Origin of the sequence: Shigella sp. FC1967, assembly GCF_001743005.1 — a bacterium.
GTDB lineage: Bacteria > Pseudomonadota > Gammaproteobacteria > Enterobacterales > Enterobacteriaceae > Proteus.
Genome location: NZ_MIIZ01000081.1, coordinates 1 through 299 on the forward strand (window position 1 = coordinate 1; position 299 = coordinate 299).

The window sequence follows — 299 nt, forward strand, 5'->3', positions numbered from 1 at the left end:
TAGCCATCGAAGTCCGCAAAAAAACGCACTTATGTGAACCGTGACGCCGTTGAAAAAAGCGCAAGCGGATGAGCAAGCTCAGCGTGAAGCGGAAGAAAAAGGCGCATCGCGAAGCAGAAGAAAAAGCCCAGCGCGAAGCACAAGAGAAAGCACAGCGCGAAGCTGAAGAAAAAGCAAAACGTGAAGCTGAAAAGGCAAAGAAAGACGCCGAAGAAAAAAGCGAAACGTGAAGCTGAAGAAGCAAAACGTGAAGCAGCGGAATTAGCTAAGCGCGAAGCAGCGGAAAAAGATAAAGTGAA

1 protein-coding gene is annotated in these 299 nt (G+C 48.2%); it reads left to right on the top strand.

The window, feature by feature from the left end:
• The first annotated feature begins 68 nt into the window (after positions 1–68).
• Positions 69–230: a hypothetical protein gene (locus BHE89_RS00650; RefSeq protein WP_286145795.1), complete on the top strand. Its 162-nt coding sequence runs from the start codon at positions 69–71 to the stop codon at positions 228–230.
• Positions 231–299: the final 69 nt, after the last annotated feature.